Source organism: Mycolicibacterium neworleansense (assembly GCF_001245615.1).
In the GTDB taxonomy this organism is placed as follows: Bacteria; Actinomycetota; Actinomycetes; order Mycobacteriales; family Mycobacteriaceae; genus Mycobacterium; species Mycobacterium neworleansense.
In genome coordinates this window covers 1,980,628-1,999,709 of the sequence record NZ_CWKH01000001.1, presented here as the reverse complement: position 1 = coordinate 1,999,709, position 19,082 = coordinate 1,980,628, and the positions used below count along the sequence as shown (strand labels likewise).

Here is a 19,082-nt window from a genome sequence, read left to right as displayed (position 1 = left end):
ACAATCGACGCGGCCGGTGCGACGATGGCCTCGGCGGTGCGACGGTACATCCGACGGTCACCCTGGATGCGCCGGGAGCGAGTAGGCGATTGAGAGGTAAATATGTCGGCCGATGACGACCGGCTTATGTACTCCGGAGACGCCAGACACGCCAAGGACCCGCTGGCGTACGGCGGGCTGGACGCGCTGCTGGGCGGCCCGGTCGCGGCGTTGCCGAACGGGCGGTCCCGGCACGGCGACGCCCGGGTGTCGGCGCCACCGGTCGTGCTGACCTCTAATTTCGCCGCTCCGCGCGAAGCGGAGATCACCACGAAGCTTCCCCCGATCGTTTCCGGCCGCCCGATCAGCGGGTCGTCGTCGGCCGGCAGCTGGATCCTGGAAGAGCCGATCCCCGCGCCCGGACCGGGCGAGGCGCGCGCCATCGACAATTTGTCCCGCGTCGGCGTGCGCTCCTCGGTCAAGATGCAGCCACGTCGCGGCTGGCGGCGGGCGGTCTACGCCACCACCCGCATCAACCTCGGTCTGTCCCGCGACGAACTCTACGAACTGGACCTGTACGCCAGGGTGCGTCGCACGGCCCGCGAATCCCACCAGATCGGTGTCTTCGGCCTGAAGGGCGGTGTGGGCAAGACCGTCGTCACCGTCGCACTCGGGTCGGTGCTGAGCGCGGTGCGCGGCGACCGGATCCTCGCCGTCGACGCCGACCCGGCCGGCGGCAACCTGGCCGATCGGGTGGGGCGCCAGTCTGGGGCCACCGTGAGTGATCTGCTGGCCGCCAAGGACCTGTCGCGCTACAACGATGTCCGCGCCTTCACCAGCATGAACGAGTCCAAGCTGGAGGTGCTGTCAAGCGATGAGTACAGCGGCGCGAGCCGCGCCTTCAATGATGCCGACTGGAACGCCGCGACTTCGGCCGTCTCCAAGCACTACAACCTGGTGCTGGCGGATTGCGCGGCGGACATGTTCGCCCCCGCTGGCCGGGGTGTGCTGGCCACGGTTTCCGGTGCGGTCATCGTGGCCAGTGCCTCGATCGACGGTGCCCGGCAGGCCGCGGTGACCATGGACTGGCTGCGCCACAACGGCTACCAGGACCTGCTGAACCGATCCTGCGTCGTGGTCAACCACGTGGGGCCGGGCAAACCGAATGTGAACACCGGCGACCTGGTGCACCAGTTCCAGAAGCATGTGGCCCCGGGCCGGGTGTTCGTGTTGCCGTGGGACAAGCACATCGCCGCCGGCACCGAGATCCATTTCGACCTGCTGCGGCCGAGGTTCCGCCGCCGCACTCTGGAGTTGGCGGCGGCCCTGTCCGACGATTTCGAGGGCGGCGCAGCGCTAGCTTGATTCGGGGCGAAGCTGCGCCAGCTCCCTGGCCACCGCGGCGTGGTACTTGTCGATGTTGGCCGGATTGACCACACGGAACAACGCGTCCGGCAGCGGGGCATCCTTGTAAGCCTCGATCGTCATCGTGCGGCTGAACAGCGTGATGTCGTTGCCCGGGCGGGTGAATTGATACTGCACGGTGATGCGGCCTTCCATGCCGCCGTTCCCGTCACGGTCGTGGCCGAGCCTGCCGACGGAGTTGAACACCCACATCCGCGGTCGCATGGCGATCGCCAGGTGCCAGGTGTAGATCTGGGCGCCGTCCGGTCCGGCCTCGGTCCAGGTGTCGCCCACCTGCAGCGGCATCCGCTCCGGCAGTCCGCCGATGTGTGCGCTGCCCGGATATGTCTTCACCCAGTTCACCGGGTTGGTGACGAAGTCGTACACCTCCTCGGCGGACTGGGTGAATGCCGTCTCGGAGCTGGTGGTCACGATGCCCAATGTTGTTCACTTTCCACGGGTTTGGCGGGTCAGAGTTCGCAACCGCAGGTGGCCGCCGTCCCGGGCGAGGGGAGTTCGGCCAGTACGTCCACCCGGGTTGCGTCGAAGCTGAGGAACCCCTGGATAGGCAGGGATTCCGGTGGGGTGTCGGGGTAGCTCCACGCCACGTCGGCGACGACGGTGTCGCCGACGGCCACCGACCAGTAGGTGGCGGTGCCCTTGTAATTGCAGTACGACGTGGTCGAGCTCGGTTGCAGGAGATCGGTGCGGACTCGGGCCGGATCGACGTAGAGCCGCGGATCCAGGGCCGTCTCGAAGACGATCACGGTCTCGTCGGTGTCGACCAGCACGGCGTCGCCCGCGGTGACCCGCAGGCCGCGCCGGGTGGGCCGGCAGTCGACCCGGTGGTAGGGGTTGGGCGGGTAGTGCACCAGCTTGCGGCCCTCTTCGAACCAGGCGTCGACGGCATCCCAGGGCACCCTCACGTATCCCGGTGCCTCGACCACCGGCTCGTGCGGGAGGTCGCCGACCTCGTCGCTGGGGAACGCGTAACTGAGCGGGTGGCCGGCGCGGTGCACCATGAGCGCGTGTTCGGTGTCGAGCTGTGCGGCATCACCACGGAAGGCCTGGATGCGGCGCGGGTGGGGTTCGATGTAGACGGTGTCCCCGGCCAGCGGGGGCATGAACCAACCAGCCGGTTGTGTACTAAACGGACCGCGGCCTGCGACGAGACTCATTGCAGCACCTCCAATTTGGCTGATCGGCTGGATATGGACGCATTCCCGGGACGCCCCGGCGGCCATTCGCCGGGTCGATCGTTGCGTCAAGATAGAAGCTTTACAGATTCTCCGGATAATGTCACGCTGTTGGGTGAGGCGAGCCACACCCTGACACGCTCTCGACACTGCAGGCCGATCAGCCCCATGGACCCGGATTGGATGCCTTATGTCCCCACAGCCAGGAATGTCCGCACAGTTGTCCGAGGTGCGCCGCGACGGCAATACGCTCGCGGTGCCGTTCGAACGACCGCGGGTGCGTCCAGCGAAGGCACTGCGCTACGAGTTGCACGTGACGGCAGCCGATATCGCCGATGTGGTGACGGGCATCGGTGGCTGGTTGTTCGACCGGGCGTTGGCGGGCTGGCACGTCAGCGTTGCCGCCGACGATGGTGCAGATGTGCGAGCGCTGCGCATCCTCGGGCTGAAACCTGTTGGCTTGGAGGGGTCGTGGCGATCGGCCGAGTCCGAGGTGGTCGCGATGACGGCGGTAGGCGCATCCCGGCCGGCAGACCACGAGCGGCCCGGGCGAAACGGGGATGTGGTGTTCTTCGGGACGTACGGTGCGGACGGTCTCGACGGGGCCCAGCAGGTGCGGTACCGGCCGAGTGCGGCCGCGCTGGCGTTCAAGGGTCATGCGCTGACGGTGATCGGGGCGGATCCGGCGGCGGCCGGCTGGGCGGAGACCCTGTTCCGGCGGGGGCGTTCCGCGGGCCTGCTCGACGCCGACCTGGTTCCGGTGTGTTGATGGCGGCGCAGGCCTCGGTTGCCGGCCTGCTCGAGGTGTTCGACGTGACGCCCGCGGGGCGGGGCCGATTCGTCGGCGTGACCGGACCGGTCGGTACCGACGGCAGGCAGGTGGCCAAGGGCGCACAAGCGCTGGGGCAGGCCATCGTCGCAACGGCAAAGCGATTCCCGGACAAGGCTGTTCGGTCGGCACATGCGGTGTTCACCAGACCGGTGCAGATCGACTCCACCGTCGAGCTGTCGGTCGACGTCGTGCACGAGGGGCGTTCGACGGCGACGGCGGTGGTCACGGTCGGTCAGGATGCGCGGCTGTGCGCGACGGTGACGGTGCTGGCCGACGTGCCCACCGAAGATGTGGTCAGCCACCACGCATTGCGGCCTGATGTCGAGACGCCGGCCGACGCCCATCCGGCCGGGCGGGCCATGCTCGGACACGAGTTGCGCCTGGTCGACGTGGTCGACGTCAACAGTCCCGACGAGGTGGGGCCGCCCGAGCTCTATGCCTGGTTGCGCTGCGACCCGATCCCCGAACGTGACGAGCTCGCCAAGGCGCTGCTGGCATATTTCACCGGACAACTCGGCATCTCGACCTCGATGCGACCCCATCGCGGGATCGGCACGGCGCAGGCGCACGCGACGCTGTCCACGGCGCTGATATCGGCGTCGGTTTGTTTCCACGATTCGGCGGAGTGGGACGACTGGCTGCTCTACAGCCACGAGAGCACCGCGGCGGGACAGGGGATGTCGTACGTTCGCGGTCAGGTGCACACCGAGGACGGCGAGCTGCTGGCGTCATTCGCCCAGGAGGGGCTGATCCGCTCGATGCGACCGGTGGATGCGGCCATCGAAATGCCGGCCCGGTTGTAGGGCCGGCATGCCAGGTGTGCGGCTAGCGAATCCAGCCGCGGCGGCGCATCCAGATGTTGCGGGCCACGGCCAGCAGGATGAGCGCGGCAAACGAGATGAGGAACCAGTTCTCGACCCAGCCGATGTGGTTGCCGCGCATCATGACCAGCAGGAAGATCGCGGACAGTATGCCGCCGAGGTGGATCACCTTGATGTTGAGCTCCGACCAGCCCCACGCTGCGGACGGCACTTCCTCGACGTCGACGCCGTTGTTGCGCTCCACTTCGGTGCTGGCCACGGTTGCTCCTCCGGATCGAACTGGCTTCAGGCTTGGCTTGCGGACATTCTGACATACGACACTGCGTCGTATGCCGGCCGTGGGGGTTCAGCCCAGGCGCCGGTATCTGCGCAGCGCTTCCAGGCGCTCTTCGGCGTGGTCGGCGATCGGTTCCGGATACGACGCCGGCCGGTCGGTGCCGAGTTTGTGGACGTCGGTGACATCGGCCAACTCGGGGACCCAGCGCCGGATGTAATCGCCGTCGGGGTCGAACTTCGCGCCCTGCAGACCCGGATTGAAAACGCGGAAGTACGGCGCGGCGTCGGTGCCACAACCGGCCGCCCACTGCCACCCGTGTTGGTTGTTGGCCACATCGCCGTCGATCAGCTGGTCGAGAAACCAGCGCGCACCCCACTGCCACGGCAGATGCAGATCCTTGACCAGGAACGAGGCCACGATCATGCGCACCCGGTTGTGCATGAACCCGGTCGCGGCCAATTGGCGCATTCCGGCGTCGACGATGGGGAATCCGGTCCTGCCGTCCTTCCACGCCTCGAACGTCTGCCGGGCTGCCTCGTCGTCGTCCACCTCGATCGCGTCGAAGTCACGGTTCCAGTTACGCCACGCGCTGTCGGGCCAGTGGTGCAGCACCGCGGCATAGAAGTCGCGGAACGCCAGCTCCCGCAGGTAGTCGTCATCGCCGGAGCCGAGATCGACAGCCATGGTTCGCGGGTGGATGGTGCCGAACTTCAGGTGTGCCGACATCCGGCTGGTGGCGGCCAGGTCAGGGCGGTCGCGCCGGGCCTGGTATTCGGCCAGGCCTTCCGCGACGAATTCCCGCCACTGCGACCTCGCCGCGCCCTCACCCGCATCGAACGTCAAATCACCTTGGGTAGAAGGGATTTCGATGCGATAGCCGGCATCGGCAGGAGTCTGCGCGGGGTCGATCCAGTGCGCGGACGCGGGCCCGGAGTCCGCGGGGGCGCGCCATCCGTGGCCGCGCCAGGCCCGGAAGAAGGGCGTGAAGACCTGGTACGGCGTCCCGTCGGCCTTGGTGATCCGGCCGGGGGAGACCAGGTAACCCGATCCCGTTGCGCACAGGGCGGTCTCACCGAGGGCGGCCTGCACCGCATCGTCGCGACGCCGTCCGAACGGCGAGTAGTCCTGCGAGATGTGCACCGAGGTCGCGCCGATCGCCCTGGCCAGCGCCGGAATTCGCTGCTCGGGCCGGCCGCGGGTGACCAGCAGATTGCCCTCGAGGTTGTCGGCCAGCTCGCGCAGTGCCCGATACAGGTAGTGCAGGCGTCGCGCACCCGAGGATGCCTCCAGGCGCGGATCGAGCACGTAGCAGGCCAGCACCTCGCCGTCCTGCTGCGCGGCCTCCAGCAGGGCGGGATGGTCATGGCAGCGCAGGTCTCGACGGAACCAGAGCAGCGTGGGCATGCCTACATGCTGCCGACGAACACACCGGAAATCACGGAAGGTCTGAGATGCAGTTTTGGAGTGGCACGGCATTCATGGACGTCGCCGACGCGCTGACCGTGGCGTCGTTGCTCGACGACGCGGGCTACCACGGCATGGTGTGCTCCGACCACATGATCTACCCGCGCGAACTGTCTTCGCCGTACCCGGATTCACCGACCGGCAAGCCTCCGTGGGCGCCGGAGACCGGCTGGCCGGACTCCTGGGTGCTGATCGGCGCGATGGCCGCGATCACCCGCAGGCTGCGGTTCTCCAACGCGGTGTACGTGGCACCGGCGCGTCCGCTGCTCGAGGTGGCCAAGCAGGTGGCAACGGCCGCCGTGATCTCGGGCGGGCGGGTGTCCCTCGGTGTCGGCGTGGGCTGGATGCGGGAGGAATTCGAGCTGATGGGCCAGGACTTCGATACCCGCGGTAAGCGACTGGACGAGATGATCCCGGCGCTGCGGGAGATCTGGCGTGGCGGCTGGGTGTCGTTCGAGGGGCACTACTACTCGGTGCCCGAGCTGATGATCGAACCTCATCCGCCGGCACCGGTGCCGATCCTGTGCGGCGGTGAATCGGAAGCGGCGCTGCGGCGTGCGGCCCGATCATGCGACGGCTGGATCGGTTACGCCTACACGCTCGAGCGGGCCGCCCGCTTCACCGCTCGATTGGCTGAGCTGCGCCGTGCGTACGGGCGCGAGCACGAGCCGTTCGACATCATCCTGGCGCTGCTGGATCCACCTACGCCGGACCTCTACAAGCGGGCCGGGGATCTCGGCATCACCGCGGTGATGTGTGCGCCATGGCTCATGTCGCCCAACGGGGCCACCGGGGCCGACCGCTTCCGCGGTCCCATCGAGCAGTTCGCCGAAACCGTCATCGCGAAGGTCGAATAGCGAGCACGTCAAACTGACGCTTGCAGTGATATCATTATGATGTCACTATGACAGCATGGATCTGCAACCGTATGTCGACGCCGTACGGCACGAACTCGGCGTCGCCGCCGCAGCCGGAGGGGCCGAGGCCGAAGCATTGGCCGAGCGACTGACCGCGCCGCTGGAATCCGCGCTGCGCCTGACCCTGCTGGAAGCCCTGTCCGAGGCGGCCGAGCAGATCACCCGGGAACTCGCCCCGGGGTCGGTCCATGTCCGGCTCAACGGCCGAGACCCCGAATTCACGGTCGAGGCGCCCGAATCCGAGGTGGCCGTGACTCCACCGGCCGTGGACGTCCCCGACGACGACGGCGGCGGCACCTGGCGGGTGTCACTACGCCTCCCGGAGAGCCTGCGCGCCGGGGTGGAAGGTGCGGCCCGCCGCGATGGCGTGTCCGTCAACGCCTGGCTGGTCCGTTCGGTCGCCGCGGCGCTCGGTGGCGCGCGGCGTCAAAGCCGTACTGCCGGTGACAAGACCTTCAGCGGCTGGGTCCGCTGAGACGACAGATAGGGGAATCTGATGACCACGTTCCACACACCCGAGCCCATCACGGCCGTCGTCGAAGTAGTGGCCGGTGCGGTGCGCCTGGCATCCGCCGACCGTCACGACACCGTCGTCGACATCAAGCCGAGGGATCCTGAGCGCGCCTCCGATGTGCGCGCAGCCGAACAGGCCCGCATCGATTTTCACAACGGGACACTCGTGGTGACCGCGGGCAGGAAGGTCCTGTCGTTGGGGCGTGGGGGAGCCGTCCGCGTCGACATCGCCCTGCCGACGGGCTCCCGGCTCAACCTCTCCTCGGCGTCGGCCGACATCGAGGCGGACGGAGTCTACGCGGACTGCCGCTGCGCCTCGGCCAGCGGCGCGGTCCGGGTGGCGACCGTCACCGGAAACATCAAGGCGGACAGTGCTTCCGGAGATATCACGATCGGCGATGTCGCGGGTAACGCGCGGATCGCCACGGCCTCCGGCGATGCGACGATCGATCGCATCGACGGAGACGTCAACTTCCAGGCGGCCAGCGGCAGCCTGGCCATCGGCACGCTGCACGGCCACGTCAAGCATCAGACCGCGTCAGGTTCGGTCTCCGTCGCCGTCGGGGTCAGTGGTGCCCTGCGCGCCCAAACCGGCAGCGGTGAGGTCGAGATCGGCATTCCCGCGGGCACCGCGGCGCGCCTCGAGCTCAAGACCCACTCCGGCACCGTCGACAACGGCCTGCAGGCTTCGGACGGGCCGGGCGCCGGCGACGAGACGTTTCTGGTGAACGCCCGCACCGGCTCGGGAGACATCTCGATCCGCCGCGCCGTGGCCACCGAGGCCACCTCCTAGGCGGGATCGAACCGGAACACCGTCAAACGCCCGGCCAGCGCTTCGAATTCGTCGGGCGTGCCCTCGGCGACGAGGCCGCTGCGTTTGGCGAAGCCGACGCCGACAGGCACCTTGACGGCGAAGGCGCGTAGCACCGGACGCGACTGGTCCGGTGTCAGCTCGACGATGCGGACCGGTCTGGACCGCCGGCCCCGGGTGAGTATCCCGGTGCCGGCGGCACGGGCATTGGCCGCCCAGTCCGCGCCGGGGTAACCCGCCACCGTGTACAGACCTCCATCGTGGTCGAACGGCGTCATCGGCGTGCTACGGGGTACTCCGGATTTCCGGCCCGGAACGGTCAGCACCATCGCAGGCCCGGTCGGGATGCCGAGCCGCTGCACCGCCATCATCACCTTGTTCATCGGCTTGAGCCAGCGCGGGGGTCGCGGTTCTGTCGTGTGCTCTGACATGTCTTGTCCTCCTCAGCTATTGGTGAACAGCCCGCGATGTGCGTCGACCCAGTCGGTGAACGGTGTCGCCGGCCGGCCCAGGATCTTCTGCACCTCATGGGTGACCAGCGCGGGTCGTGCGACGGTGTCGGCCAAAAGTCCCAGGTACGCGTCGGCGAACGCGGCGGGAAAGCCCAGCCCGGCGAACCGCTGCCGCACCACATCGGTAGGCACCTCGCGATAGCGCAGCGGCCGCCGCAGTGCCCGCCCGATCGTGGCCACCAGTTCCGTGTTGGTCAGCGCCCGGGGACCGGTCAGCGGGATGCGTTGTCCCACAAGGTCATCGGTGAGCAGGGCCACCGCGGCCACGGCGGAGATGTCGGCCTCGGCGATGACCGCGGTCGATGCGGCGGCGTACGGGCCGCTGACCACGTCGCCGGCCCGGATCTGCGCCGACCACATGCCCGCGAAATTCGACGCGAACACCGTGGGGCGCAAGCTGACCCACTCCAGGCCGGAGGCCACGGCCAGCTGCTCGACTTCCCGGTTGCGGTCCCCGCGCACGCGCGACGGTTGCCGGGAGTCGTTGTCATCGGCGTTGATCGCCGACAGTGCGACGAGGCGTTTCACGCCCGAGGCGCGGGCCCCCTCGACCGTCGCGGCCAGTTCCGGCCCCAGCGCACGTGAGTTCAGAAAGACCGCGGAGGCACCGGCCATACCCTCGGCGGGGGACCGGACCACCTCGACGCCGGGCGGAAATGCGGTGGCTGCGGGGCTGCGGGTGACAGCGCGTACGCGGGCGCCGGCACGAATGAGTTCGCTGATCAGCGGTCGGCCGACATTGCCGGTCGCGCCCGTGACGAGAATTGGGTTCATGCAACCAAGGACGGGGCATGGCGCGGGAAAGTTACATCCGCAGCGCGGTAACTTTCCGGCGCGCTGAATCGTCGTAAATGGCATGAGCGATTCCGCGTCGATCGAACAGGCCTGGCGGGAGCACCACCCGTACCTGGTCAATCTCGCCTATCAGATGACGGGCGACATCGGCGACGCCGAGGATGTCGCCCAGGAAGCGTTCCTGCGGCTGGCCCGTAACGACCCCGAGCGCCTCGACGACGTGCGCGCCTGGTTGACGGTGGTGGCCGGACGACTGTGCCTCGACCACGTTCGATCGGCCCGCTCCAGGCTGGAACACCCCGATTCCGGCCTGGTCCTGGAATCGTCGGCGTCGGCGGCTGCCGATCCGGCCGATCGGGTCACGCTCGACGACCAGGTGCGCGCCGCATTGTTCGAGGTGCTCAACCGGCTCAGCCCCGGAGAGCGCGTGGCCTTCGTGCTGCACGACGTGTTCGCGGTGCCATTCGACGCCATCGCCGAGACGGTCGGCCGGCCGGTGGGTACCTGCCGGCAGCTGGCGCGCCGAGCCAGGGCGAAGTTCACCACCGCCGCGCACCGCCCGTTCGACGTAGCCGCGGTCGAACACCGTCAGGTGATGCAGACCTTCATATCCGCCTGTGCCAGCGGTGACGTGACGGCGTTGACGGCGGTACTCGACCCGACCGTGTGGGGCGTCGGCACGGTGCTGGCCGATCCGGCTCCGCCCCGGCAGATCAACCACGGTCCGGACGCCGTCGCGACGAACCTGCTGCGCTACCTGGGGCCGGGCACCACCCTGGTGTGCGGGGTGGCCGGGCAGCCGGTGCTACTCGCATACGACCATCGACGGCTGTTCGCGGTCGTCACGCTGACCATCCGGGGCGGCCTGGTCGCCAAGATCGAGGCCACTGCGGACCCGTCGGCCCGGATGCGGTGACCGTCGGCGCTGCCCGCGCCGCAGCGCGGCACAATGTAACGGTGAGCGACAGAAAGCGCGTGCTGATACTCGGAAGTACCGGATCGATCGGCACCCAGGCGCTCGAGGTCATCGCGGCCAACCCGGACCGGTTCGAGGTCGTCGGCCTGGCTGCCGGCGGCGGTAACCCCGACCTCTTCGCGGCCCAGCGCGCCGCGACCGGCGTCCGCAACGTCGCGCTCGCCGATCAGGCCGCCGCGGACCAGGTCGGCGACGTGACATACGCCGGACCCGACGCGGTCACCCGGCTGGTCGAGAACACCGAGGCCGATGTGGTGCTCAACGCACTGGTCGGCGCACTGGGGCTGGCCCCCACGCTGGCCGCCCTGGGCACCGGGGCCCGCCTGGCTTTGGCCAACAAGGAGTCGCTGGTCGCCGGCGGCCCACTGGTGCTCAAGGCCGCTGCACCGGGGCAGATCGTCCCCGTGGATTCCGAGCATTCCGCGATGGCCCAGTGCCTGCGGGGTGGCACCGCCGACGAGGTCGCCAAGATCGTGCTCACCGCCTCCGGCGGCCCGTTCCTGGGGTGGTCGGCCGCCGACCTGGAATCGGTCACCCCGGAGCAGGCGGGCAAGCATCCGACCTGGTCGATGGGCCCGATGAACACGCTGAACTCGGCGACGCTGGTCAACAAGGGCCTGGAGTTGATCGAGACCCATCTGCTGTTCGGGATCGACTACGACCGCATCGAGGTCGTGGTGCATCCGCAGTCGATCGTGCACTCGATGGCCACCTTCACCGACGGTTCGACCTTGGCACAGGCCAGCCCGCCGGATATGAAGTTGCCGATCGCGCTCGCGCTGGGCTGGCCGGAGCGGGTTGCCGGTGCGGCCCTGGCCTGCGACTTCACCACCGCCTCCACCTGGGAATTCCTGCCGCTGGACAACGAGGTGTTCCCCGCCGTGAAACTCGCCGGGCAGGCCGGAACCCGCGGCGGTTGCCTGACCGCGGTGTACAACGCCGCGAACGAGGAGGCCGCCGAGGCGTTCCTCGCCGGTCGCATCCCGTTTCCGGCGATTGTGCAAACGGTCGGTGACGTGCTGCACGCTGCCGACCAGTGGGCCGCGGAACCCGCTACCGTGGAAGACGTACTCGATGCGCAACGGTGGGCCAGAGAACAGGCACGAGCGGCCATCGGCAAAACCATCGAGAAGAGCTTTGAGCAGAAATCCATGAGAAAAGGGCTCGTCATCAAATGATGTTCGTCATCGGCATCGCGCTGTTCGCGCTGGCCATCCTGGTATCGGTGGCCCTGCACGAATGCGGGCACATGTGGGTGGCGCGCGCCACCGGCATGAAGGTGCGCCGGTACTTCGTGGGTTTCGGCCCGACGCTGTGGTCCACGCGGCGCCCCAACAAGCTGGGGGAGACCGAGTACGGCATCAAGGCCATCCCGCTGGGTGGCTTCTGCGACATCGCCGGCATGACGTCGGTCGACGAGATCGCCCCGGAAGACCGGCCCTATGCGATGTACAAGCAGAAGGTGTGGAAGCGCGTCGCGGTGCTGTTCGCCGGACCGGCGATGAACTTCATCATCGGCCTGGTGCTCCTGTACGCCATCGCGATCACCTGGGGCCTGCCCAACATCAACCAGCCCACCACCGCGATCGTCGGTGAAACGGGTTGTGTCGCAGCGCAAGTGAGCCTCGACAAGATGGGTGATTGCACTGGGGCCGGGCCCGCGGCGCTGGCCGGTATCCAGGCCGGCGACGAGATCGTCAAGGTCGGCGACACCGAGGTGTCGGATTTCGCCGCGATGGCCGATGCGGTGCGCAAGCTCAACGGCCCGGTGACGATCGAACTCAAGCGTGATGGCCAGACCCTCACGAAGGTCGTCGACGTGACCCAGACCCAACGGTTCACCAGCGCGGACGCCAAGGAGCCTGCCACCGTCGGCGCGATCGGCGTCGCCGCGGTCAAGGTCGAGCCGCCCACCCCGTACAACCCGATCGCCGCCGTGCCGGCCACGGTCTCGTTCACCGGGGACATGGCCGTCATGCTGGGCAAGTCGCTGGCCAAGATCCCCACCAAGATCGGTGCCCTGGTGGAGGCCATCGGCGGCGCCGAGCGGGACAAGGAAACGCCGATCAGCGTCGTCGGCGCCAGCATCATCGGCGGCGAGACCGTCGAGGCGGGGTTGTGGGTGGCGTTCTGGTTCTTCCTGGCGCAGTTGAACTTTGTGCTCGGCGCGGTCAACCTCGTGCCGCTGCTTCCGTTCGATGGCGGTCACATCGCGGTGGCGACGTACGAGAAGCTCCGCAACATGTTCCGTGCCGCCCTCGGCAAAGCCGCCGCGGGCCCGGTCAACTACCTCAAGCTCATGCCGGCCACCTACGTGGTGCTGCTTGCCGTGCTGGGCTACACGTTGCTGACCATCACGGCAGACCTGGTCAACCCACTCAGCATCTTCCAGTAGGAGATCCCACATGACAGCGTCCATCGGTTTGGGAATGCCCGCACCCCCGGCGCCGACCCTGGCGCCGCGGCGGAAGACCCGCCAGCTCGATGTCGGTGGTGTCGGCATCGGCAGCGAGCATCCCATCGCCGTGCAGTCGATGTGCACCACCAAGACGCACGACGTCAACTCGACGCTGCAGCAGATCGCCGAGCTGACCGCGTCGGGCTGTGACATCGTGCGGGTGGCCTGCCCCCGCCAGGAGGACGCCGATGCGCTGGCCGAGATCGCCCGGCACAGCCAGATCCCGGTGATCGCCGACATCCATTTCCAGCCCAAGTACATCTTCGCCGCGATCGAAGCCGGCTGTGCGGCCGTGCGCGTCAACCCCGGCAACATCAAGGAGTTCGACGGCCGGGTCAAAGAGGTCGCCAAGGCCGCCGGCGACGCGGGCATTCCGATCCGCATCGGCGTCAATGCCGGTTCGCTGGACCCGCGGTTGATGAAGAAGTACGGCAAGGCCACGCCCGAGGCGCTGGTCGAGTCGGCGCTGTGGGAGGCCTCGCTGTTCGAGGAGCACGGTTTCGGCGACATCAAGATCAGCGTCAAGCACAACGATCCGGTGATCATGGTCGAGGCCTACACGCAGCTGGCCGCCCAGTGCGACTACCCGCTGCACCTCGGTGTCACCGAAGCGGGCCCGGCATTCCAGGGCACGATCAAGTCCGCGGTCGCGTTCGGCGCGTTGTTGTCCAAGGGCATCGGCGACACGATCCGGGTGTCCCTGTCGGCACCGCCGGCCGAGGAGGTCAAGGTCGGCAACCAGATCCTGGAGTCGCTGAACCTGCGGCCCCGCGGCCTGGAGATCGTGTCATGCCCGTCGTGCGGGCGGGCCCAGGTTGACGTGTACACGCTGGCCAACGCGGTGAGCGCGGGCCTGGACGGGCTCGATGTCCCGCTGCGGGTCGCGGTGATGGGCTGTGTGGTCAACGGTCCGGGCGAGGCCCGCGAGGCCGATCTCGGGGTTGCCTCCGGTAACGGCAAGGGCCAGATCTTCGTCAAGGGTGAGGTCATCAAGACCGTCCCCGAGGCGCAGATCGTCGAGACGCTGATCGAAGAGGCGATGCGCCTGGCCGAAGCGGCGGGTTCAGATGATGCCACCGGTTCGCCTGTGGTGACCGTAAGCTGATAGCGACCCTGTGAGCGGGGTCACCCCACCTCGGCTTCAACAGAGAGAACCGTCCATGTCGGCTCCGCCACTGTTCCGCCTCGTTGACGAGCGGCGAGTTTCCGTGGTGCGTGACGCCACTCCGTGCCTGCAGGTGTTCGACGAGGACCCGGTGGGGTCGTGCATGGTGGCCGCCCGTGTCGCCGAGTTCGGCGTCGAACACGGAGCGATCGGCGGCGAGCTGTGGACCAGGCGCGGCGTCGCCGAGTCTCTGTGTTACGCCGGGCCCAACCTGATCCCGTTGCGTGGGGACGCCGAGGATCTCAAGGCGTTCTCGGACAAGGCGATGAGCACCGCGCGTCGGTGCTCCTCCTTGGTCGGCCGGGCCGAACTGGTGCTGCCGATGTGGGGGCGGCTGGAATCGGCGTGGGGCACCGCCCGCGATGTCCGCGAGCAGCAGCCGCTGATGGCACTGAACTCGATGCCGCAGTGCGTGATCGACCCGGCGGTCCGCCCGGTGCGTATGGAGGAACTCGACGCCTACCTGGTCGCCGCAGTCGACATGTTCATCGGCGAGGTCGGTGTCGACCCACGACTCGGCGACGGCGGCCGCGGCTACCGTCGCCGCATCGCCAGCCTGATCGCCGCCGGGCGGGCCTGGGCCCGCTTCGAACGCGGCGAGGTGGTGTTCAAGGCCGAGGTCGGGTCGCAGTCGCCGTCAGTCGGCCAGATCCAGGGCGTATGGGTGCATCCCGAGTGGCGTGGCCACGGGCTGGGCACTACTGGCACCGCCGCGCTGGCGGCGGCCGTGGTGGGCTCGGGCCGCATCGCGAGCCTGTACGTCAACAGCTACAACACCGTGGCGCGGGCGACCTACGCCCGCATCGGATTCGAACAGGTTGGTACGTTCGCCACGGTGTTGCTCGACTGAGTTCCCTGAATCACCCTGCTACGACCGGGTTTGCGGCGTGGCTGGGACCCGGGACTGCCGCTGCTTTCGGTGCCGGTGGATGATGACCGCTCGAGATCTCGTCACTGTCTCGGTTCGGTATCGGTGCGCCTCCGACGAAACCGACCTCCACGTTTCTAACATCAGCCTCAATGGCAACTCAAACATCATCAGTCACAAGGACCACAGGCCTGTTCGCAGTCGTCGTGGTCTTGGGGGCAATGGCGCTGAGCGCCTGCACCCCGCGGCCCGACGGGCCCGAGCCCGCCGCCGAGCAGTTCTTTGCGGCACTGGCCACTGGTGACACCGCGGCCGCCGCGGCGCTGGCCGACCGGCCCGAGGACGCCAAGACCGCGCTGAGCGAAGCGTGGAACGGCTTGCAGGCGACCCGGCTCGACGCGCAGATCCTGGGTTCCAAGTACGCCCAGGACACCGGCAGCGTGGCCTACCGCTATACCTGGTACCTGCCCAAGGACCGCACCTGGACCTACGACGGGCAGCTCAACATGATCCGTGACGAGGGCCGTTGGCAGGTGCGCTGGAGCGCGACCGGGCTGCACCCGAAACTGGGCGAGCACCAGACCTTTGCGTTGCGGGCCGACGCACCGCGACGCGCCTCGGTCAACGAGCGTGGGGGTACCGACGTACTGGTGCCCGGCTACATCTATCACTACGGGCTGGATGCCAGGGCGGCCGGCGCCGCACTCATGCCGACGGCCCGGGCGGTGGCAGATGCGATGCGGGGCTTCGATCCCGCCCTCGGCGACCCGCAGCGACTTGCCGAACAGGCCAGCGCCTCGGCGCAGCCGATGAGCTTGATCACGCTCAAGCAAGCCGACAACGACCGGATCGCCCCGGCCATCGGCCGGCTGCCCGGGGTCGTGGTCACCCCACAGCCTGAAATGTTGCCCACCGACCCATCTTTCGCCCCGGTGATCGTCAACGAGGTCAAGAAATCGGTGGCCGACCAACTCAACGGTCAGCCGGGCTGGCGGGTGGTCACGGTCAACCAGAACGGTGTCGACGTCGACGTCCTCAACGAAGTTGCGGGCGATCCGGCACCGTCGATCACCATCAGTCTGGACCGCGCCGTGCAGGACGCCGCGCAGAACGCCGTCAACACCACCGGCAAGCAGGCGATGATCGTGGCGATCAAGCCGTCCACCGGTGAGATCCTGGCCGTCGCGCAGAACGCGGCCGCCGACGCGATCGGGCCGCTGGCCACCATGGGCCAGTTCCCGCCGGGGTCGACCTTCAAGATGGTCACCGCGGGCGCGGCCATCGAGCGCGACATGGCAACGCCCAACACGCTTTTGGGCTGCCCCGGCACGCTCGACATCGGGCACCGAACCGTCACCAACTACGACGCCTTCGATCTGGGCACGGTGCCGCTGTCACGGGCGTTCGCCAATTCGTGCAACACCACTTTCGGCGAACTCGCCAGCCGGATGCCGCCGCGCGGTCTCACCCAGGCTGCCGCGCGGTACGGCATCGGCACCGACTACCAGGTGGACGGGATCTCCACGCTCACCGGATCAGTGCCCCCGACGGTGGATCTGGCCGAGCGCACCGAGGACGGCTTCGGCCAGGGCAAGGTACTGGTCAGCCCGTTCGGCATGGCATTGGCGGCCGCGACGGTGGCAGCCGGCAAGACGCCGGTGCCGCAGCTCATCGAGGGACGCCAGACCATGGTGGACCGTGCGGGTGCTCCGATCAGCCCGAAGATGGTCGACGGGCTGCGGCCGATGATGCGGCTGGTGGTGACCAACGGCACAGCCAAGGATCTCAACGGGCTCGGTGACGTGCGCGGGAAGACCGGTGAGGCCGAGTTCATGGGCGGTTCGCATTCCTGGTTCGCCGGCTACCGCGGGGACATGGCGTTTGCGGCGCTCATCGTCGGTGGCGGCAGTTCGGAGTACGCGGTGCGGATGTGCAAGACCATGTTCGACGGTATGCCCCCGGCCTACCTGGCCTGAGTCACCTGTTCGGGCCGGCGCGCCCGCCCCGCATCGGCGGCTGGCGGTAACGTGGGAACGTCATGACTGGCACCAATGAACAATCGGTGGATCTGCGGGTCTCCGATGCCGATCGCAACGGCACGTTGCGGCGGCTGCACAATGCCGTCGCCCTCGGCCTCATCGACATCGCCGAGTTCGAGGAACGGTCGGCTCTGGTGTCGCACGCCCGGCTGCATTCGGACCTCGACGCATTGGTGGGGGACCTACCCGGACCGGGGGCGATCGTCACCACCGCCACCGACCGGGTCGAGTTGCGCGGTGTGCTCGGCTCGCTGAAACGCCAGGGTGAATGGACCGTTCCGACCCGGCTGGCATTGGTGCGCCGGATGGGTTCGGTCGAGCTGGATCTGACCCGGGCCCGGTTCGCCGGGCCGATGGTGGTCATCGAGCTGGATATGAAATTCGGGTCGTTGGAGATCCGGCTGCCCGACGGGGCCAGTGCGTCGATCGATGACGTCGAGGTGATCGTGGGAAGCGCCGACGACCACCGCCGCGATGCGCCGGCCGAGGGCACCCCGCACATCATCCTCACCGGGAAAGTGGTTTGCGGTTCGGTGGATATCCGTGGGCCGCGCCGGAACTGGAAGCTGATGGCGCGGCGGTCCTGATCCACCGCGATTCTCAGCGCGGCTCAAGCACGGCGAACGTCAGCGTCGCGCGGGCGGCGAGCCGGCCGCGGGTGACGTCGGTGACGTCGACCGACGTCACGATGAGGCGTCTGCCGGCCCGCACGACCTTCGCCTCCGCGCGGGCCGTCCCCATGATGGGGGCCAGGAAGTGGATGTTGAGGTCGGCGGTCGTCACGTCATAGCCGACACCGCTGGCATTGCCGGCGAGCATGCCTGCCGCGATGTCGATGAGGGTGGCCACCAGACCGCCCTGCAGCGCGCCGCGGACGTTGGCGAGGTCGGGCCGGTTGTCCATTTCCAGCACCAGGCGGTCCGCGGTCGACTCGACCTCGCGGTAGTCCAGCAGTTCCAGTACGTGAACGGTGTCGGTCATCGCCGGGCCTCAATCATCCCCGTACGGTAACACCATTACCGCTTGACGAGAGGGTCACTCTCCTCCGGTGTCACCGCAGTACCTCGCTGGGCACGGCGAACCGCTCCCGATAGCTGCTGACCTTGGCTGCAACACGGCGGATCGGTGCCGCAGCGGGTGCGTGCAGCGCTGGGGGCGTTGTCGGTGAGCTGACGATTAAGCTGTCCACATGCCAGTTCGTACCGCCCTGCGCCCCGGCGTGCTCTCACCGACCCTGCCGGTTCCCAAGTCGATCCCTCGGCCGGAGTATGCGTGGAAGTCCACCGTGCAGGAGGGCAGCGAACCCTGGGTGCAGACGCCCGAGGTGATCGAGAAGATGCGCGTCGCGGGCCAGATCGCTGCCGCCGCCCTGGCCGAGGCCGGCAAGGCCGTGGCACCGGGAGTGACCACCGACGAGCTGGACCGTATCGCCCACGAGTACATGGTCGATCACGGCGCCTATCCATCGACCCTGGGCTACAAGGGTTTTCCCAAGTCCTGCTGCACCTCGCTGAACGAGGTGATCTGCCACGGCATCCCGGACTCGACCGTGATCGAAGACGGTGACATCGTCAACATCGACGTCACCGCATACATCGACGGCGTACACGGCGACACCAACGCCACCTTCCTTGCCGGCGACGTCTCCGAGGAGCACCGGCTGCTCGTCGAACGCACTCACGAGGCGACCATGCGGGCCATCAAGGCGGTCAAGCCCGGGCGTGCGTTGTCGATTGTCGGCCGCGTCATCGAGGCCTATGCAAACCGGTTCGGCTACAACGTCGTTCGTGATTTCACCGGTCACGGCATCGGCACCACGTTCCACAACGGCCTGGTGGTGCTGCACTACGACCAGCCCGCCGTGGAGACCGTTCTGGAACCCGGCATGACCTTCACCATCGAACCGATGATCAATCTCGGGTCGCTCGACTACGAGATCTGGGACGACGACTGGACCGTGGTCACCAAGGACCGCAAGTGGACCGCCCAGTTCGAGCACACCCTGGTGGTCACCGAGGACGGCGCCGACATCCTGACATTGCCGTGAACCACGCA

The 19,082-nt window shown here is 68.0% G+C and carries 21 protein-coding genes; 14 read left to right on the top strand and 7 right to left on the bottom strand.

The window, feature by feature from the left end; genetic code table 11:
* Positions 1 to 102: 102 nt before the first annotated feature.
* On the top strand, positions 103 to 1,344 hold the full coding sequence (locus BN2156_RS09410; protein ID WP_090512728.1) for a MinD/ParA family ATP-binding protein: 1,242 nt from the start codon (positions 103 to 105) through the stop codon (positions 1,342 to 1,344).
* On the opposite strand, the gene BN2156_RS09405 is transcribed toward BN2156_RS09410, so the two are convergent.
* Together BN2156_RS09405 and BN2156_RS09400 are read right to left on the bottom strand one after the other, a co-directional pair.
* Positions 1,336 to 1,824, bottom strand: a complete 489-nt coding sequence (locus BN2156_RS09405; protein ID WP_090512725.1) for a polyketide cyclase — start codon at positions 1,822 to 1,824, stop codon at positions 1,336 to 1,338. The two genes, BN2156_RS09410 and BN2156_RS09405, sit on opposite strands and share 9 nt — an antisense overlap.
* 29 nt (positions 1,825 to 1,853) lie before the next feature.
* Complete coding sequence (locus tag BN2156_RS09400) at positions 1,854 to 2,561, bottom strand: DUF427 domain-containing protein (RefSeq protein WP_090512723.1); 708 nt, start codon at positions 2,559 to 2,561, stop codon at positions 1,854 to 1,856.
* Between the two features lie 208 nt (positions 2,562 to 2,769).
* On the opposite strand from BN2156_RS09400, the gene BN2156_RS09395 reads away from it, so the two are divergent.
* Positions 2,770 to 3,348 (top strand): hypothetical protein, encoded by a 579-nt coding sequence (locus BN2156_RS09395; protein WP_131725148.1) that lies wholly within the window; start codon positions 2,770 to 2,772, stop codon positions 3,346 to 3,348.
* Positions 3,348 to 4,214, top strand: coding sequence for an acyl-CoA thioesterase (locus BN2156_RS09390; RefSeq protein ID WP_090512719.1), 867 nt, complete (start codon positions 3,348 to 3,350; stop codon positions 4,212 to 4,214). The genes BN2156_RS09395 and BN2156_RS09390 overlap by 1 nt, the downstream gene beginning before the upstream one ends.
* 22 nt (positions 4,215 to 4,236) lie before the next feature.
* Here BN2156_RS09390 and BN2156_RS09385 read toward each other — a convergent pair whose 3' ends face one another.
* Positions 4,237 to 4,491 carry a DUF2631 domain-containing protein gene (locus BN2156_RS09385; RefSeq protein ID WP_090512716.1) on the bottom strand — a complete coding sequence of 85 codons (255 nt, stop codon included), beginning with the start codon at positions 4,489 to 4,491 and terminating at the stop codon, positions 4,237 to 4,239.
* An 87-nt stretch (positions 4,492 to 4,578) separates the two neighbouring features.
* Positions 4,579 to 5,913, bottom strand: coding sequence for a cryptochrome/photolyase family protein (locus tag BN2156_RS09380; protein ID WP_090512714.1), 1,335 nt, complete (start codon positions 5,911 to 5,913; stop codon positions 4,579 to 4,581).
* Between the two features lie 47 nt (positions 5,914 to 5,960).
* On the opposite strand from BN2156_RS09380, the gene BN2156_RS09375 reads away from it, so the two are divergent.
* The 3 genes from BN2156_RS09375 to BN2156_RS09365 are packed head-to-tail and all read left to right on the top strand — an operon-like array spanning position 5,961 to position 8,196.
* The gene (locus BN2156_RS09375; RefSeq protein WP_090512711.1) at positions 5,961 to 6,830 is read left to right on the top strand and encodes a TIGR03619 family F420-dependent LLM class oxidoreductase; all 870 of its coding nucleotides are present in this window, start codon (positions 5,961 to 5,963) and stop codon (positions 6,828 to 6,830) included.
* Between the two features lie 55 nt (positions 6,831 to 6,885).
* Positions 6,886 to 7,365 (top strand): histidine kinase, encoded by a 480-nt coding sequence (locus tag BN2156_RS09370; RefSeq protein ID WP_090512709.1) that lies wholly within the window; start codon positions 6,886 to 6,888, stop codon positions 7,363 to 7,365.
* A gap of 21 nt (positions 7,366 to 7,386) precedes the next feature.
* Positions 7,387 to 8,196 carry a DUF4097 family beta strand repeat-containing protein gene (locus tag BN2156_RS09365; RefSeq protein WP_090512706.1) on the top strand — a complete coding sequence of 270 codons (810 nt, stop codon included), beginning with the start codon at positions 7,387 to 7,389 and terminating at the stop codon, positions 8,194 to 8,196.
* On the opposite strand, the gene BN2156_RS09360 is transcribed toward BN2156_RS09365, so the two are convergent.
* Positions 8,193 to 8,645, bottom strand: a complete 453-nt coding sequence (locus BN2156_RS09360; protein WP_090512703.1) for a nitroreductase family deazaflavin-dependent oxidoreductase — start codon at positions 8,643 to 8,645, stop codon at positions 8,193 to 8,195. The two genes, BN2156_RS09365 and BN2156_RS09360, sit on opposite strands and share 4 nt — an antisense overlap.
* A gap of 12 nt (positions 8,646 to 8,657) precedes the next feature.
* Positions 8,658 to 9,500: an NmrA family NAD(P)-binding protein gene (locus BN2156_RS09355; RefSeq protein WP_090512701.1), complete on the bottom strand. Its 843-nt coding sequence runs from the start codon at positions 9,498 to 9,500 to the stop codon at positions 8,658 to 8,660.
* Between the two features lie 82 nt (positions 9,501 to 9,582).
* On the opposite strand from BN2156_RS09355, the gene sigI reads away from it, so the two are divergent.
* From sigI to BN2156_RS09320, 7 genes are all read left to right on the top strand, one after another.
* Positions 9,583 to 10,437 carry an RNA polymerase sigma factor SigI gene (gene sigI / locus BN2156_RS09350; RefSeq protein ID WP_090512699.1) on the top strand — a complete coding sequence of 285 codons (855 nt, stop codon included), beginning with the start codon at positions 9,583 to 9,585 and terminating at the stop codon, positions 10,435 to 10,437.
* 41 nt (positions 10,438 to 10,478) lie between these two features.
* The gene (dxr, locus tag BN2156_RS09345; RefSeq protein WP_090515698.1) at positions 10,479 to 11,675 is read left to right on the top strand and encodes a 1-deoxy-D-xylulose-5-phosphate reductoisomerase; all 1,197 of its coding nucleotides are present in this window, start codon (positions 10,479 to 10,481) and stop codon (positions 11,673 to 11,675) included.
* Positions 11,672 to 12,892, top strand: coding sequence for a M50 family metallopeptidase (locus BN2156_RS09340; RefSeq protein WP_090512697.1), 1,221 nt, complete (start codon positions 11,672 to 11,674; stop codon positions 12,890 to 12,892). Before dxr ends, BN2156_RS09340 begins: the two co-directional genes overlap by 4 nt.
* Before the next feature lie 10 nt (positions 12,893 to 12,902).
* Positions 12,903 to 14,060 carry a flavodoxin-dependent (E)-4-hydroxy-3-methylbut-2-enyl-diphosphate synthase gene (gene ispG, locus BN2156_RS09335; RefSeq protein ID WP_210436590.1) on the top strand — a complete coding sequence of 386 codons (1,158 nt, stop codon included), beginning with the start codon at positions 12,903 to 12,905 and terminating at the stop codon, positions 14,058 to 14,060.
* A 55-nt stretch (positions 14,061 to 14,115) separates the two neighbouring features.
* Complete coding sequence (locus tag BN2156_RS09330) at positions 14,116 to 14,970, top strand: GNAT family N-acetyltransferase (protein WP_090512692.1); 855 nt, start codon at positions 14,116 to 14,118, stop codon at positions 14,968 to 14,970.
* Between the two features lie 170 nt (positions 14,971 to 15,140).
* Entirely contained in the window at positions 15,141 to 16,964 is a 1,824-nt protein-coding gene (locus BN2156_RS09325; RefSeq protein ID WP_090512690.1) for a penicillin-binding transpeptidase domain-containing protein, read from the top strand.
* Between the two features lie 62 nt (positions 16,965 to 17,026).
* On the top strand, positions 17,027 to 17,614 hold the full coding sequence (locus BN2156_RS09320; RefSeq protein WP_090512688.1) for a DUF1707 SHOCT-like domain-containing protein: 588 nt from the start codon (positions 17,027 to 17,029) through the stop codon (positions 17,612 to 17,614).
* 13 nt (positions 17,615 to 17,627) lie between these two features.
* Here the strand turns inward: BN2156_RS09320 and BN2156_RS09315 are convergent, their stop codons facing one another.
* Positions 17,628 to 18,008: a PaaI family thioesterase gene (locus BN2156_RS09315; RefSeq protein WP_090512685.1), complete on the bottom strand. Its 381-nt coding sequence runs from the start codon at positions 18,006 to 18,008 to the stop codon at positions 17,628 to 17,630.
* Positions 18,009 to 18,216: 208 nt separating this feature from the next.
* Here BN2156_RS09315 and map point away from each other — a divergent pair, with 208 nt between their 5' ends.
* Positions 18,217 to 19,074 carry a type I methionyl aminopeptidase gene (map, locus tag BN2156_RS09310; RefSeq protein WP_090512683.1) on the top strand — a complete coding sequence of 286 codons (858 nt, stop codon included), beginning with the start codon at positions 18,217 to 18,219 and terminating at the stop codon, positions 19,072 to 19,074.
* The last annotated feature ends 8 nt before the right edge of the window (positions 19,075 to 19,082 follow it).

Coding starts and splice junctions, on each gene's coding strand:
- BN2156_RS09330 (WP_090512692.1), top strand. CDS start 14,116: ATGTCGGCTCCGCCACTGTTCCGCCTCGTTGACGAGCGGCGAGTTTCC.
- sigI (WP_090512699.1), top strand. CDS start 9,583: ATGAGCGATTCCGCGTCGATCGAACAGGCCTGGCGGGAGCACCACCCG.
- ispG (WP_210436590.1), top strand. CDS start 12,903: ATGACAGCGTCCATCGGTTTGGGAATGCCCGCACCCCCGGCGCCGACC.
- BN2156_RS09380 (WP_090512714.1), bottom strand. CDS start 5,913: ATGCCCACGCTGCTCTGGTTCCGTCGAGACCTGCGCTGCCATGACCAT.
- BN2156_RS09370 (WP_090512709.1), top strand. CDS start 6,886: ATGGATCTGCAACCGTATGTCGACGCCGTACGGCACGAACTCGGCGTC.
- BN2156_RS09365 (WP_090512706.1), top strand. CDS start 7,387: ATGACCACGTTCCACACACCCGAGCCCATCACGGCCGTCGTCGAAGTA.
- BN2156_RS09375 (WP_090512711.1), top strand. CDS start 5,961: ATGCAGTTTTGGAGTGGCACGGCATTCATGGACGTCGCCGACGCGCTG.
- BN2156_RS09325 (WP_090512690.1), top strand. CDS start 15,141: ATGGCAACTCAAACATCATCAGTCACAAGGACCACAGGCCTGTTCGCA.
- BN2156_RS09395 (WP_131725148.1), top strand. CDS start 2,770: ATGTCCCCACAGCCAGGAATGTCCGCACAGTTGTCCGAGGTGCGCCGC.
- BN2156_RS09400 (WP_090512723.1), bottom strand. CDS start 2,561: ATGAGTCTCGTCGCAGGCCGCGGTCCGTTTAGTACACAACCGGCTGGT.
- map (WP_090512683.1), top strand. CDS start 18,217: ATGCCAGTTCGTACCGCCCTGCGCCCCGGCGTGCTCTCACCGACCCTG.
- BN2156_RS09360 (WP_090512703.1), bottom strand. CDS start 8,645: ATGTCAGAGCACACGACAGAACCGCGACCCCCGCGCTGGCTCAAGCCG.
- BN2156_RS09355 (WP_090512701.1), bottom strand. CDS start 9,500: ATGAACCCAATTCTCGTCACGGGCGCGACCGGCAATGTCGGCCGACCG.
- BN2156_RS09340 (WP_090512697.1), top strand. CDS start 11,672: ATGATGTTCGTCATCGGCATCGCGCTGTTCGCGCTGGCCATCCTGGTA.
- BN2156_RS09315 (WP_090512685.1), bottom strand. CDS start 18,008: ATGACCGACACCGTTCACGTACTGGAACTGCTGGACTACCGCGAGGTC.
- BN2156_RS09410 (WP_090512728.1), top strand. CDS start 103: ATGTCGGCCGATGACGACCGGCTTATGTACTCCGGAGACGCCAGACAC.
- BN2156_RS09390 (WP_090512719.1), top strand. CDS start 3,348: ATGGCGGCGCAGGCCTCGGTTGCCGGCCTGCTCGAGGTGTTCGACGTG.
- BN2156_RS09320 (WP_090512688.1), top strand. CDS start 17,027: ATGACTGGCACCAATGAACAATCGGTGGATCTGCGGGTCTCCGATGCC.